The following is a 14,542-nucleotide window of genomic DNA, read 5'->3' as shown; positions in this document are numbered from 1 at the left end:
TTAATCATATTCTCAGCCTAATTAGTATAATAAAATGGCAACATTAGCTCCATTAGCAGAACGGATGCGACCTGCTAATTTAGATGAATATGTAGGACAGAAACATCTGGTAGGGCAGGGTGCTATTTTACGCAAAACCATAGAAAGCGGAAATCTTCCATCTATAATTTTGTGGGGACCTCCCGGAGTGGGGAAAACTACCCTTGCATTCATTATATCCAGCCAGCTTCAGCGACCTTTTTTTAGCTTAAGCGCAATAAACTCGGGGGTGAAGGATATTCGCGAGGTTATAGATAAAGCGGCGAAACTGAAAGAGGAAAACAAAGATCTTCCCATTCTTTTTATTGATGAAATTCATCGTTTTTCCAAATCTCAACAAGATTCACTGCTTGGAGCGGTGGAACGCGGACTAGTTACTTTAATTGGTGCAACTACCGAAAATCCTTCGTTTGAAGTTATTTCGGCCCTGCTTTCGCGATGCCAGGTTTATATTTTAAAAAACCTGGAAGAAGAAGAGTTGCTTTCACTAATTGAGAATGCACTGAAAAGGGATGAACATCTGGTTAATAAAAAGATCACCATTAAAGAGCATGAGGTACTTTTAAGATTATCAGGCGGGGATGCCCGAAAATTATTGAATGTTTTAGAGCTGGTTATAAATGCCTCCGGTAAAAAGGAACTTGTTTTGAGTAACGAGCTGGTTTTGAAAAGTGTTCAGCAAAATATGGCTGTTTACGATAAAGCCGGAGAACAGCATTACGATATCATTTCTGCTTTTATAAAATCGATCCGCGGAAGCGACCCTAACGCAGCCGTATACTGGCTTGCCCGTATGATTGCCGGAGGTGAAGATCCTTCGTTCATTGCCCGCCGCCTGCTTATCCTTGCTTCAGAAGATATTGGAAATGCAAATCCCAATGCGTTGCTTCTGGCTAATACGTGTTTTCAGGCGGTGAATGTAATCGGCTGGCCGGAATCACGAATTATCTTATCCCAAACTGTAACTTACCTGGCTTCTTCGGCCAAGAGTAATGCCAGTTATCAGGCCATTAATAAAGCCCAGGAGTTGGTCAGTCAAACGGGAGATCAATCTGTTCCGCTGCATCTTAGAAATGCTCCCACCAAACTGATGAAAAATATTGGCTACGGTAAAGAGTATAAGTATTCTCACAACTTCGATGACAGTTTTTCTGAACAGGAATATCTGCCCGAAAAATTAAGCGGAACCGTTTTATATGAGCCCGGAAAAAATGCTTCCGAAAATAAGCTCCGTGATTATCTAAGATCCCTCTGGAAAGGGAAATATAAGTATTGATATTTTCCCGGTATCCTGGATCCTTTTAAAATCTTCATAAGTTCAGAATTTTCAGAGTGAACACGTTATCTCATTAACTTTAATTCAATTTGCTTTACTGATCATTTTACTTACATTCAGCCATGACATTAACCCTGATCCGCCAGCAGTGGAAAGCGTTCTGGAGATCTAAAAACACAGGTCAGAGTATACTTATCCAGGTAATACTCGGAATATTTATTCTCTATATCTTAATAAATCTGCTGGCAGTTTCATTCTTCTTAGATAAAATACTTGGAGAGATTTTTCCGGGAAAAAATATTTTGTCATCCTTTAGCGGGTTATTATTGTATTACTTTCTGTTCGATCTTATATTGCGATACCAGTTTCAGGAACTTCCCACCCTTCGGGTAAAGCCGTACCTTCATTTACCCATTAAGCGAAGCCAGATTATTAACTATCTGTCCTTTATTTCCTTGTGGTCCGGATTTAATCTGGCGCCTTTTTTACTGACAGTTCCCTTTCTTGCAAAAATTGTACTTCCTCAGTATGGTGTTTCTGTTTTTGCCGGTTTTATTATCGCGATAGCTGCTTTAACTTTTTTTAATCATTTTTTCAGCTTGTGGCTTAAACGTAAGGAAAACGGAAATGCCTGGGTCATGCTTATATTTCTGGCATCAATTGGCGGTTTAGCATATATAGATTTTTCTCTGCACCTGATTTCGATATCCGGATTTTCCGACTTTATATTCTCCGGAATAATTAAAAATTCACTTTTAAGTTTTCTGTTACTGATCCCATTTGCAAGTATTTTCCTGGTAAATTATTTTTATCTGAAAAAGAATCTATACCTGGATGAATTGCATTCTTCGACCGAAAATCAAAAATCGAGTTCAGAAATTCCTTTTTTAAACCGCTTTGGAGTTGTAGGAGATCTTGCTGCCACAGAACTTAAACTGATTTTCAGAAATAAGCGGTCAAAATCTGCGGTCATAAAAAGCTTCCTGTTTATATTTTACGGATTACTGTTTTATACAAATCCCCGGCTAGGCAGCCAGAGCAATATTTTTGCTCCAATATTTTGCGGACTGCTTATGACGGGAATTTTTATAGTTAACTACGGGCAGTTTATGTTCGGCTGGCAAAGCAGTCATTTTGATGGATTGCTGGCAAATAAAATTAGTGTCTCGGATTTTTTCAAATCCAAATTTTTACTGTTCACTTTATTTGCCACAGTTAATTTAATTCTCACTATTCCCTATGTATATTTTGGCTGGCGAATTTTGATTATGCACACCGCTATGTTTCTATGGAATTTAGGAGTAAATGCAACCCTTGTTCTGTATTTTGCTAACCGAAATTTTAAATCTATTGACCTTTCCAAAAGTGCATCATTTAACTGGCAGGGAGTTGGAGCCAGTCAGTGGATTTTGTCAATTCCCCTGTTTTTAGGACCATTTATTATCTTCCTTCCATTATACTGGATGGGGTTAGAAAGCCTTGCCATAGCAATGGTGGGAATTATTGGACTGGGTTTTATCATCACACGTAAATTTTGGGTTGAAACTCTGAGCTCAAATTTTAAGAATAAGCGTTATCAAATTGCCGAAGGTTTCCGAAATAAATAAGGTTAAGCCGTAAATTTATAAAACATGAAAAGTGTATTTAACTCTGCCGATACCCAGGATCTGTTAAATCGAATTGATAAACTAAGTCCGGATTCAGTAGCGCATTGGGGGAAAATGAGCGTGTCACAGATGCTTGCTCATTGCAATGTTTCGTATGAACTTATTTATGAGAATAAGCATCCGAAACCTAATTTTTTAATGAAATTGATTTTAAAACTGCTTGTAAAAGATAAGGTGGTTAGTGATAAACCTTACAAACATAATCTGCAAACTGCTCCGGTATTTCTGGTAAAAGACGATAAAGACTTCGCAACAGAGAAAAGTCGTTTAATAAATTACATCAATAAAACCCAGCATTTGGGAGAAACCTATTTTGATGGTAAAGAATCTCATTCATTCGGAGTTTTATCTAAACAGGAATGGAATAATATGCTTTACAAACATCTTGATCATCATTTATCACAATTTGGAGTTTAGACTATTAACATGATTCAAATTCAAAGCTTGCAAAAAATATACAACGGAGTTGTTGTAGTGAACATTCCGGAGCTGAATATCAGACAGGGAGAAACTGTAGGATTGATAGGCAATAATGGCGCAGGAAAAACTACTTTATTCAGAATGATGCTTGATTTGATCAGGCCTGAAAAAGGGGAGGTTTTATCAAAAGATCAGAATGTCGCTAATTCTGATTCATGGAAAGATTATACGGCTTCTTTTCTCGACGAAGGTTTTCTGATTGATTACCTTACTCCAGAGGAATACTTTTATTTTACCGGTGGTTTGCATGATTTAAGCAAGGCTCATATTGACAGCGAATTAATAAAATTTACTGATTTTTTTAACGGAGAAATTCTTAATCGGGGAAAATACATTCGAGATTTGTCTAAAGGAAATCAATGCAAAGTTGGTGTAGCGTCCTGTTTGTTGCAAAACCCCGAAGTGCTGATGCTTGATGAACCTTTTGCCAATATCGATCCCAGCACACAGATCAGGCTTAAAAATATGATCCGCGATATTAATCGCGAAAAGCATTTAACTACCATAATATCCAGTCATGATTTAAATCATGTAACAGACGTTTGCGAACGGATTTTATTAATGGAGAAAGGCATGATTATTAAAGATATTGAGACCAATCAAAACACACTTCTAGAACTGGAGGAATACTTTTCGGTTTTACAATAAGCTGCTATTTATTTTCTTTTAAAAATAAGCTATGAATTTAGATCTGACAGGTAAACGAGCTCTGGTTTGCGGAAGCAGTCAGGGAATTGGCCGGGCTGCTGCAATGGAACTGGCATTATTAGGTGCAAGTATTACCCTTGTAGCCCGAAATGAAGAATCTCTGAAGGCGGTTGTAGAACATCTGCCTGCAGATGACACAGAATCACATCATTATCTTATTACAGATTTTAATTATCCCGAACAGCTAAAAATGGTTCTTGATGACTATCTAAAAGATCACGCGATTGATATTCTGATTAATAATACAGGCGGCCCGGCCGCAGGTAAGGCAATTGATGCTAAAATAGAGGAATTTACAAAGGCATTTATCAGCCATTTAATTTGCAATCAGATTCTGGTGCAGGCTGTAACTCCGGCAATGAAAAGGCAGGGCTTTGGTCGTATTATTAATATTATTTCCACTTCGGTTAAAACACCACTTGCCGGTTTGGGCGTGTCCAATACCATACGGGGAGCAGTTGCCAGCTGGGCAAAAACATTGGCAACAGAGTTGGCACCTTTCGGGATTACTGTTAACAACGTTTTGCCAGGCTTTACGATGACGGCCAGGCTCGAATCACTTATAAATAGCCGGGCCGAAAATGAAGACCTTAACTATGAGCAGATAAAACAACAGATGATTGAAAGTATTCCGGCAAAACGAATAGGAGAAGCAGAAGAAGTTGCAGCAGCAATTGCATTTTTAGCAAGTCCGGCTGCTGCATACATTAATGGAATAAATTTACCTGTTGACGGTGGCAGAACGCCAAGTTTGTAAGCAGTTGTTGCGTTAAATATCTTCTTCTTTCAATTTGTTAAGGTAATCAGTAAGCCAGGCCATCAGATCCGGGTAAATAAATTGGTAATTTAACTCTTCATCTAAGCGCTTACCTGAAACAATCTTCCAGGTAGTCTTTTCTTGCAAAAATTCAGCAGGAATTAAACCGGACTTACTTGAGGCAAGTGTGTAAAAATCTTTTTTTACTGGATGCTGGGGAGCAACGGCGTTGTAAATTCCGGATGCATGATTTGATTTACACAATTCGAATACAATTTGGGTAATATCAGCCTTATGAATCAGGTTAACGGGTGTAAGTCCGTTTTCTATATTTTTTTTTCCTGAAAAAAATCTTCCCGGATATCGGTCTTCGCTAATTAAGCCACCGGGCCTGACTACAATAATTTCTTTATCTTTTAATTGAAGAAATTGGTTCTCTACTTTTAAAAGTAATTTTCCAGATTCAGTATCCGGAATGGCAACGTCAGATTCGCTTACAATTTTATTCGGATCTCCATAAACTGAAGTAGAACTTATTAGAATTATCTTACCAACTCTGCTCGAAGGTAACACCTTTATAAGTGTGTCTGCCATATTTTGATAAGCAACATTTCCATTAGGACTGTTTCTCCCGGGAGGGATAGAAATTATTAATGTATCCGAATCGAGAAATTCCTGCGGAATGAAAATTTCCTTTTCTGTAAAATGTACTAAAAAGGGGGCAATACATTGAGATTCCAAAATGGGCAGTTTATTCGAATTGGTTGTAGAGCCTTTAACTTCAAAGCCATATTTGTTAAAAACCTTAGCCAGTTCTAAACCAAGCCATCCACAGCCTAAAATACTTACGGCTTTATTATTAATCATACACTATGTTATATAATTTACGTTCTGGTGAAACAAATTCAAAGTTGGCATTGAGTTTGAATTAGTGTTAACAGATTAAACTTATACAAAGATGAAAATTTCAAGAAACAAAATAGCTACGTTTACGATAGCGGTCGCAACTTCAGCATTTCTAATAAGCGGTTGTAGCTCATTAACTAAAACTCAAAAAGGTGCAGGTATTGGAGCAGCAGCAGGCGGAACAATCGGTGCAATAATTGGTAAAAAAGCAGGTAATACAGCTGTAGGAGCAATTATTGGTGGTGCAATTGGTGGATCAGCAGGTGCTTATATAGGGCGCAGAATGGATCAGCAGGCTGAAGAAATTAAACAAACCGTACCAAATGCAGAAGTTATCCGTGAGGGTGAAGGTATCATCGTGAAATTTGATTCAGGAATTTTATTTGACGTGAATCAATCTCAGCTTAAAGCAAATGCGAAAAGCAATATCGAATCTTTAGCAACTTCTATGAAAAATAACTCAGAAACAAATATTCTGATTATTGGACATACTGATGCTACAGGAACTGATGCTTATAATAAAAGTTTATCTGTGCGTCGTGCAGATGCTGTAAAATCTTACACTGTAGCTCAGGGAATTTCTTCTTCACGTTTAACTACTCAGGGTCGTGGTGAATCAGAGCCTATTGCAGATAATACTACGGAAGCTGGTAAAGCACAAAACCGTCGTGTAGAGATTGTAATTGTTGCAAATGATAGATTGAAAGAAGAAGCTAAAGCTCAATAATAAAATATAGATAATATTCATCCCTTAACATTTGAATATTTATATCACAAAACCACCCATCACCGGGGTGGTTTTTTTATTTTAAAGGCTGATATTCAAGACGGTTCTTTTAGTTTTTTTATTGTTACGCCATATCGTCAGACATAATTAATATTGTTAAAATGTTGTAATTGGATTATGAGATGGTAAAATCCCCTAAGCAATTATGTTTTAGGAAGGTAATTTTGATTGTCCTTTATTTAAACGGCTTTAACACCTTTATGTCAAAAACTACGGTTATTGTAATTAAATGAAGATTAATCAGTTTTATAAATGAATATTTTCATTATTGCCGGTGTTTAAATGAACTTCGGGGAACTTACTGTAAGCTTATACTCGTATAAATATGTTACAGGGAGGCAACACATATTTCGCCTCTTTTTTATTTACTTTAGAATTCTGGTATTAATTTAGATACGATACTATTACAAATGAGTTTAAAATCTTTTAGAGAAATGTTAAAGAAAGTATATCTGGCTTTATTTCTGGTTGCAGCCCTTTCCTGCAAAGCCGAGCCTCGTGTATCTACCGAAGTTGAAGGTTCTCCAAACTTGAAACCGGATATCCAGCAATCTATAGTAGCAAAAGAACTGGTTAACCTTATTGAGAATTATCATTATAAAAAAGTAACTATCAATGATTCTTTTTCGTCAGATGTTTTTGACCGGTATTTAAAAGCATTAGATCCGGGCAAAGCTTATTTTTTGCAGAGCGATATCACAGAGTTCGAAAAATTCAGAAATAAACTGGATGACGATCTGCGTGAAGGGGATTTAAGCGCTCCGTTTTATATTTTCAATGTTTATCAAAAAAGATATACAGACCGGTTAAAATATGCACTTTCTCAAATCGGCAATAAGTTTGAATTCTCACAAGACGATCAATACACTTATGACCGTGAAAAACTTCCCTGGTTTGCAACAGAAAAAGAAGCACTTGATCTGTGGAATAAACGCGTTAAATATGAGCTGCTTAATCTTAAGATAGCAGGTACAGAGGATGCTAAAAACGTTAAAACACTTAAGCAGCGATATGAAAATTTATTATCGCAATCCTCTAAAATCAATAATCAGGATGTGTTTCAAACTATAATGAACGCATTTACCGAAGCTGTTGATCCGCACACAAATTATTTTGTACCTAACAAGGCTCAGGAATTTAATGAGGAATTAGCCAGAACATTTGAAGGTATTGGTGCTCGTTTGCAGGTTGATAATGAAGTTGTAAAAGTGATGGAGATTATTCCGGGCGGTCCTGCATTTAAAGCTAAAACATTGAGTGTAAATGACCGGATTGTAGGCGTTGCTCAGGGTAAAAATGGCGAATTTGTGGATGTGGTAGGCTGGAGAATTGATGTTACGGTCAGTAAAATTAAAGGCCCGAAAGGAACAGTTGTAAGGCTTAAAATTATACCGGCCGGTCAGGAACTTTCTGCAACTCCACGGATTGTAGAATTGGTTCGTGATAAAGTGGTATTGGAAGATCAGTCGGCTAAGAAAACCATTAAAACGGTTACCGCAGACGGCAAATCCTATAAAATCGGAGTTATCCAGATTCCTGCCTTTTATGCAGATTTTAAAGCGATGCAATCAGGTGACAAAAATTATAAAAGCACTACCCGTGATGTTCGTTTGCTTATTGATACATTAAAGCAGCAGAAAGTAGATGGTATTGTGATCGACCTTCGAAGTAATGGTGGTGGTTCATTGCCCGAAGCAATCAGCTTAACTGGTTTATTTATTAAAACCGGTCCTGTAGTTCAGGTTCGCGATGCCCGCAATCGTATTGATGTGGATGAAGATTCTGATCCTTCCATTGCCTGGGATGGTCCAATGGGAGTCATGGTGGATCGTTTCAGTGCATCGGCTTCCGAAATTTTCGCCGGAGCAATCCAGGATTACGGTCGAGGTATTATTATGGGAACTCAAACCTATGGTAAAGGAACGGTTCAACAGGGAATTGATATGTCAAGGGTAATTGGTCCTGCCGAGAAGTTAAGATTATTAGCTGCCAATAAAACCAACGAAACAGGTGTTATTGCACCGGTAAGTGATGCGGCACCTCAGTTTGGGCAGATTAACTTAACAATGGCCAAGTTCTACCGGATTAACGGAAGCAGTACGCAACATAAAGGAGTAATGCCGGATATCCAGTTCCCAATGGTTTTCCCATCAGATAAATATGGAGAAAGCTCAGAACCTTCTGCATTGCCATGGGATACAATCCCGCCAAGCAAATATGTACAGGTTAGAGATCTTACGGCTATTAAAAAACAGTTATTAGTAAATCACGAGCAACGTATGCAAACCTCTCCCGAATATAAATTCTTAAAAGAAGATATTATTCAATTCGGAAAGCGTGATTCAGAAACTTCAATTACTTTAAATGAAGCAAAATTGAAGAAAGAGCGTGAAGACCAGGAAGCTAAAAACCTCGCCCGTGAAAATCAGATTCGGATTGCCCGCGGTTTGGCTCCTCTCAAAAAAGGAGAAACAAAACCAAAGGAAGAAAGTGATTTTGTTCAGGATGCCAGTCTCCGCATTATAGCCGATTTTATTCAGTTGAAAAATTAAAATTAAAAACCCCGGCCAAAACCGGGGTTTTTGCTGAAACCAATTTATCGGTATTTGGTTCAACTGGTATGCTTTCTAAACCTCTCTTAGAATTTAACGATAATGGGATCTATTGCGCAGCGGGAAATTTTTACATTGATCCGTGGCGACCTGTAAAAGATGCCATTATTACACATGCTCATTCAGATCACGCCAAATGGGGACATAGTCATTATCTCTCTCATACGCTTTCGCGGGAAGTTTTAAAATATCGTTTAGGAGATATAAACCTCGAAACTATGGATTATGGTCAGACATGTATCCGCAATGGCGTTCAGATTTCTTTTCATCCGGCCGGGCACATTATTGGATCAGCACAGGTAAGAATAGAATATAAAGGAGAAATTTGGGTTGTTTCAGGAGATTATAAGGTCGAAGATGATGGAATTTGCGAAGCATTTGAACCTGTAAAATGCCATTCATTTATTTCTGAATGTACATTTGGCATGCCCGTTTACAAATGGAAATCACAGGAGTTTATTTATGAGGAAATGAATAAATGGTGGAGGCAAAATTTGGAAGAAGGTAAAACCACAGTGCTGGTGGGCTACTCTTTAGGCAAAGCGCAGCGCATTTTGCAGGGACTGGATATGTCAATCGGAAATGTGTATACGCATGGTGTTATTGAAAATACCAACGAGGCTTTAAGAAGAAACGGTGTGCAGCTAAATCCAACTATTCGTGTAACTCCCGAAACCAACCGGGAGGAAATGCGCAAAGGTTTGATCCTTTGTCCACCTTCGTCTGTTGGAACTCCATGGATGCGTAAATTTTATCCTTATAGCTTTGGTTATTGTTCGGGATGGATGGCTTTGCGTGGTGCAAAACGGCGCCGTGCTGCCGACAGAGGTTTTGTATTATCAGATCATGCCGATTGGGATGGCCTGATATCCGCGATTAAGGCTACAGAATGCGAAACTGTTTATCTTACCCATGGTTATACCGCCTCATTTTCACGTTATCTTTCAGAAATAGGTTACGATGCGCACGAGGCGCACACCTTGTATGGAGGTGATGAAGCTAACGAGCTGGATGAAGATCCTGTAAAATTGGTTAATCAGGATGGCGAAGTAATAGAGAAGCCTGAGGAGGATAGCACTCCTCAAAAAGTATTATCAGATTCCGAAAAATCTATTGCTCTTAAAAAAGCAAAAAAGGCAGGAGGCGCATTATGAGAATTTTCGCCCAACTTTTCAGCTCTCTGGATGAAACTAATAAAACCACCCAAAAGGTTCAGATTCTAAAAGAATATTTTGTCAGTGTTGCTGATGAAGATAAAATTCAGACACTGGCCTTATTTACCGGCAGAAAACCTAAACGTCAGATTAATTCAACTTTGGTAAAAAACTGGGCCATGGAAATGGCAGGAATACCCGCCTGGCTTTTTGAAGAAAGTTATCAGGTTGTTGGCGATCTGGGAGAAACCATTGCCTTGCTTTTGCCTCAGGCTATTGAAACTCAGGATAAATCATTAAGCGATTGGATTGCAGAAATTAATGCGTTGAGCCCTTTGTCAGAGGCAGAGAAAAAAGCATGGCTGATTTCTGCCTGGCAATCTATGGATCAGCAGGAGCGCTTTGTTTTTAACAAGATTTTAACTGGCAGTTTCAGAGTAGGTGTATCTCAAAGTCTCATCATAAAGGCGCTTTCCGAAATTTCAGGACTTGAAACTCAGGTTTTAACGCATCGCATTATGGGAAACTGGGATCCTGCAACATTCAGCTATTCCCAATTAATTCAGGAGACGGATGGTTCTGAAGATATTTCCAGGCCCTATCCTTTTTATCTTGCTTACGCGATACAAGAAACCTCCTCCCAATCAAAAACGGCTAAAGAAATTAATAGTGCCCTTGGCAATACTGAAGACTGGCAGGCTGAGTGGAAATGGGATGGAATCAGGGCGCAGGCAATTCAGCGAAAGGGTGAGATTTTTATATGGAGCCGGGGTGAGGATTTAGCGACTGATAAATTTCCGGAGTTGCATCCCTTCTTATCAGAATTACCCGAAGGCACCGTTCTGGATGGGGAAGCAATTTGCTTTGCGGATAATTGTCCCTTGCCATTTAGTGTGCTGCAAACAAGAATCGGACGTAAAAATCTCACAAAAAAGATCCTGGCCGAAAGTCCTATGGCATTCATAGCCTATGATTGCCTGGAGTTTGAAGGCGAAGATATAAGGCATTTACCCATGAAAGAGCGAAGAGCTAAATTGGAGTTACTGCAAAAAAATAGCAGCCATCAGCATATTTTCAGGCTATCGCCTGTTGTTAATTTCAATTCCTGGGATGAGTTATTTGAAATGAGAAAGCGCTCCCGCGAAGAATATGCAGAAGGGTTCATGTTAAAGAAACTCGACTCGCCATATTTGGTGGGGCGTAAACGTGGCGATTGGTGGAAGTGGAAAGTTGATCCTTTATCGATTGATGCAGTTATGATTTACGCCCAAAAGGGCCATGGACGACGGGCAGACCTATATACTGATTATACTTTTGCGGTATGGGATCAGGATAAACTGGTGCCTTTTGCCAAGGCCTATTCGGGTTTAACCGATAAGGAAATAAACCAGGTTGATCATTTTGTAAAACGAAATACGCTTGAAAAATTTGGGCCTGTTAGAACCGTTAAGCCTCATTTGGTTTTTGAAATCGGCTTTGAAGGAATTAATAAATCCAGCCGTCATAAATCAGGTGTGGCACTTCGCTTTCCCCGGATCATGCGCTGGCGTCAGGACAAAAAGATTGAAGACGCGGATACCATTGAAACGTTAAAAGAATTCCTGCAATAGTTGCAGCATTAGCAGTCGGATAATTTCTGGCCAGCTAAGATGATGCAGAAAATAGATTCATCCACAATATGGGTATAGGACAAGAAATTATTTCAGACTGGTTTAAATCTAAAAAATGGCAGCAATTCCCTTTTCAAAAAGAAATGGAAGCGGCTTTTTTGGATGGTTATTCAGGTTTGCTGAATGCCCCAACCGGAAGCGGAAAAACTTTTGCAATGTTTTTGCCATTTATCGCTGATTACATCAACAAGCATCCTGAAGATTATCAAACACGTAAAAATAATGGTTTGCAGTTATTGTGGATTACTCCTTTAAGAGCCCTAACAAATGATATTCGCAAAGCCATGCAAACCGTGGTTGATGATCTCGGGCTTCCATGGAAAGTTGGAACACGCACCGGAGATACTTCTGCAAAGGAAAAACAGGAATTAAAGAAACGGCAGCCCGAAGTTTTGCTAACCACTCCGGAAAGTTTGCACTTAATGCTGGCATTAAAAGATTACCCTAAAATTTTTGAGAATTTACAAGCCATAGTTATTGATGAGTGGCATGAACTGCTGGGCACCAAACGGGGAGTTCAATTGGAACTGGGTTTATCCAGGGTAAAAAATCTCGCCCCCGCCACGTCTCAGGCTAAACAGTTACAGATTTGGGGCATTTCTGCAACCATTGGCAATCTGGATCAGGCTGCAGAAGTTTTACTTGGAGTGGATACTAAAAAAGTCGGGATTAAACTTATCCGGGCTAAACTGAATAAGAAAATACTGATTGAATCAGTGATCCCGGAAAATATTGAAAAGTTTTCCTGGGCCGGACATTTGGGAATTAAGCTGTTGCCGCAAGTAATGGAGATTGTTGCCAACAGCAAAACAACCCTCATTTTCACAAATACCAGATCTCAAACAGAAATCTGGTATATGACCATTCTGGAAAAATATCCGGAGTATGCCGGAATAATTGCTATGCATCACGGTTCGCTGGATAATGAATTGAGAAACTGGGTTGAAAACGCACTGCACAACGAACTTTTGAAAGTAGTGGTTTGTACTTCCAGTCTTGATTTGGGCGTAGATTTTCGTCCGGTAGATTCGGTGGTACAAATAGGTAGTCCAAAAGGTGTAGCCCGTTTTATGCAGCGTGCCGGAAGAAGCGGACACCATCCAGGAGCAACTTCTAAAGCCTGGTTTGTTCCTACACATTCCTTAGAATTGCTGGAAGGTGCGGCCTTAAAACAGGCAATTATCGAGGAGGTATTCGAAAGCAGAGACCCTATTTTATTGGCTATGGATGTTCTGATGCAATACCTGGTCACATTAGCAGTTTCTGATGGATTTTTGCCCGAACCCATTTTCAGAGAATTGAAAACGACATATGCATACGCGGACCTGGAACAGAAAGATTTCAATCAAATTCTTGATTTCATAACTAAGGGGGGCAAAACGCTCTCGCAATATGACGAGTTTTTGAAAGTGGAAATTGAAAATGGCTTATACAAGGTGAACAGTCGCAAGGTTGCCATGCGCCATAGGCTGAGTATGGGAACTATCGTTGGTGATGTGAGTATGCGGGTTAAATTTTTAACAGGCGGATATTTGGGATCTATTGAAGAAGGCTTCATCTCTAAATTAAAAATTGGGGATAATTTTCATTTTGCAGGACGAAGCTTAGAGCTAGTTAAGGTTAAAGAAATGACCGCATTTGTCCGCAAATCGACAAAAAAGAAAGGAATTATACCCAGCTGGATGGGGGGGAGAATGCCGCTGTCATCTCAGTTGTCTGCTATGCTTCGCGAGAAATTGGATGAAGTTGCCCGTGGAGTTGAAAAAGATATAGAAGTACAGGCTTTGCAGCCCTTATTTCAATTGCAGACCAAATTATCGCATATTCCCAGAAACACTGAGTTCTTAATTGAAAAATTTACCTCGAGAGATGGGCATCATTTATTTTTCTATCCATTTGAGGGAAGACTGGTTCATGAAGGAATGGCTTCTCTATTTGCGTATCGAATTTCTAAAATAAAGAAAGCAAATTTCTCTCTCGCCATGAATGATTACGGCTTTGAACTCTTAACAGACGACGAGGTGGTTCTTCAGCAAGCGCTGGATTCTGACTTATTTTCAATTGATAATTTACTTGATGATATTCAGCAAAGTTTAAACGCGACTGAAATGGCCCGGCGAAGATTCAGAGATATCGCTCATATTGCGGGTTTAGTATTTACCGGTTTCCCCGGAAAAGCTATGAAGAGCAGGCATTTGCAGGCTTCAACATCTCTTCTCTTTGAAGTTTTTAGTGAATATGAAAGTGATAACGTTTTGGTTCGTCAGGCCTATCATGAAGCTTTACAATTTCAGCTTGAGGAATATCGTTTACGAGCGGCACTACAGCGTTTGCAAACCTTAAAAGTTGTGATTACAGAAAGTGAACAACCAACCCCGTTTGCTTTTCCAATTCTGGTAGATGGTTTAAGCAGAGAAAAACTAATTACTGAAACTATGGAGGAACGGGTTGCTAAAATGAGTATGCGATATGAGAAATTATCTTGA

At 39.1% G+C, this 14,542-nt stretch carries 11 protein-coding genes; 10 read left to right on the top strand and 1 reads right to left on the bottom strand.

Going from position 1 to position 14,542, the window contains the following annotated elements; all coding sequences use genetic code 11:
• Window positions 1-34 precede the first annotated feature (34 nt).
• From G521_RS0103205 to G521_RS0103185, 5 genes are all read left to right on the top strand, one after another.
• On the top strand, window positions 35-1,315 hold the full coding sequence (locus G521_RS0103205; protein ID WP_026897232.1) for a replication-associated recombination protein A: 1,281 nt from the start codon (window positions 35-37) through the stop codon (window positions 1,313-1,315).
• 122 nt (window positions 1,316-1,437) lie between these two features.
• The gene (locus G521_RS0103200; RefSeq protein WP_026897231.1) at window positions 1,438-2,922 is read left to right on the top strand and encodes a DUF5687 family protein; all 1,485 of its coding nucleotides are present in this window, start codon (window positions 1,438-1,440) and stop codon (window positions 2,920-2,922) included.
• A gap of 24 nt (window positions 2,923-2,946) precedes the next feature.
• A complete protein-coding gene (locus G521_RS0103195; protein ID WP_026897230.1) occupies window positions 2,947-3,399 on the top strand; it encodes a DUF1569 domain-containing protein in 453 nt (150 codons plus the stop codon).
• A 9-nt stretch (window positions 3,400-3,408) separates the two neighbouring features.
• Window positions 3,409-4,110, top strand: a complete 702-nt coding sequence (locus G521_RS0103190) for an ABC transporter ATP-binding protein (protein ID WP_026897229.1) — start codon at window positions 3,409-3,411, stop codon at window positions 4,108-4,110.
• 31 nt (window positions 4,111-4,141) lie between these two features.
• Entirely contained in the window at window positions 4,142-4,927 is a 786-nt protein-coding gene (locus G521_RS0103185; protein ID WP_026897228.1) for an SDR family oxidoreductase, read from the top strand.
• Window positions 4,928-4,939: 12 nt separating this feature from the next.
• Here G521_RS0103185 and G521_RS16395 read toward each other — a convergent pair whose 3' ends face one another.
• A complete protein-coding gene (locus G521_RS16395) occupies window positions 4,940-5,794 on the bottom strand; it encodes a Rossmann-fold NAD(P)-binding domain-containing protein (RefSeq protein ID WP_036678065.1) in 855 nt (284 codons plus the stop codon).
• A gap of 91 nt (window positions 5,795-5,885) precedes the next feature.
• Here G521_RS16395 and G521_RS0103175 point away from each other — a divergent pair, with 91 nt between their 5' ends.
• The 5 genes from G521_RS0103175 to G521_RS0103155 all read left to right on the top strand — a co-directional run bounded on the left by G521_RS0103175 (window position 5,886) and on the right by G521_RS0103155 (window position 14,542).
• Entirely contained in the window at window positions 5,886-6,560 is a 675-nt protein-coding gene (locus G521_RS0103175) for an OmpA family protein (RefSeq protein WP_026897227.1), read from the top strand.
• A 494-nt stretch (window positions 6,561-7,054) separates the two neighbouring features.
• Complete coding sequence (locus tag G521_RS0103170; protein WP_245580824.1) at window positions 7,055-9,172, top strand: carboxy terminal-processing peptidase; 2,118 nt, start codon at window positions 7,055-7,057, stop codon at window positions 9,170-9,172.
• Window positions 9,173-9,240: 68 nt separating this feature from the next.
• The gene (locus G521_RS16390; RefSeq protein ID WP_081675011.1) at window positions 9,241-10,386 is read left to right on the top strand and encodes a ligase-associated DNA damage response exonuclease; all 1,146 of its coding nucleotides are present in this window, start codon (window positions 9,241-9,243) and stop codon (window positions 10,384-10,386) included.
• Window positions 10,383-11,996 (top strand): ATP-dependent DNA ligase, encoded by a 1,614-nt coding sequence (locus G521_RS0103160; protein ID WP_026897225.1) that lies wholly within the window; start codon window positions 10,383-10,385, stop codon window positions 11,994-11,996. Before G521_RS16390 ends, G521_RS0103160 begins: the two co-directional genes overlap by 4 nt.
• 68 nt (window positions 11,997-12,064) lie before the next feature.
• A complete protein-coding gene (locus tag G521_RS0103155) occupies window positions 12,065-14,542 on the top strand; it encodes a ligase-associated DNA damage response DEXH box helicase (protein WP_026897224.1) in 2,478 nt (825 codons plus the stop codon).

This window comes from Daejeonella oryzae DSM 19973 (assembly GCF_000422945.1).
Classification (GTDB): domain Bacteria; phylum Bacteroidota; class Bacteroidia; order Sphingobacteriales; family Sphingobacteriaceae; genus Daejeonella; species Daejeonella oryzae.
This window is presented reverse-complemented; position numbering and strand designations above follow the sequence as displayed.

Excerpts from the sequence above, each read along its gene's own strand:
- G521_RS0103185 (WP_026897228.1), top strand. The coding sequence starts at position 4,142 with ATGAATTTAGATCTGACAGGTAAACGAGCTCTGGTTTGCGGAAGCAGT.
- G521_RS0103195 (WP_026897230.1), top strand. The coding sequence starts at position 2,947 with ATGAAAAGTGTATTTAACTCTGCCGATACCCAGGATCTGTTAAATCGA.
- G521_RS0103200 (WP_026897231.1), top strand. The coding sequence starts at position 1,438 with ATGACATTAACCCTGATCCGCCAGCAGTGGAAAGCGTTCTGGAGATCT.
- G521_RS16390 (WP_081675011.1), top strand. The coding sequence starts at position 9,241 with ATGCTTTCTAAACCTCTCTTAGAATTTAACGATAATGGGATCTATTGC.
- G521_RS0103170 (WP_245580824.1), top strand. The coding sequence starts at position 7,055 with ATGTTAAAGAAAGTATATCTGGCTTTATTTCTGGTTGCAGCCCTTTCC.
- G521_RS0103175 (WP_026897227.1), top strand. The coding sequence starts at position 5,886 with ATGAAAATTTCAAGAAACAAAATAGCTACGTTTACGATAGCGGTCGCA.
- G521_RS0103160 (WP_026897225.1), top strand. The coding sequence starts at position 10,383 with ATGAGAATTTTCGCCCAACTTTTCAGCTCTCTGGATGAAACTAATAAA.
- G521_RS0103155 (WP_026897224.1), top strand. The coding sequence starts at position 12,065 with ATGGGTATAGGACAAGAAATTATTTCAGACTGGTTTAAATCTAAAAAA.
- G521_RS0103205 (WP_026897232.1), top strand. The coding sequence starts at position 35 with ATGGCAACATTAGCTCCATTAGCAGAACGGATGCGACCTGCTAATTTA.
- G521_RS0103190 (WP_026897229.1), top strand. The coding sequence starts at position 3,409 with ATGATTCAAATTCAAAGCTTGCAAAAAATATACAACGGAGTTGTTGTA.
- G521_RS16395 (WP_036678065.1), bottom strand. The coding sequence starts at position 5,794 with ATGATTAATAATAAAGCCGTAAGTATTTTAGGCTGTGGATGGCTTGGT.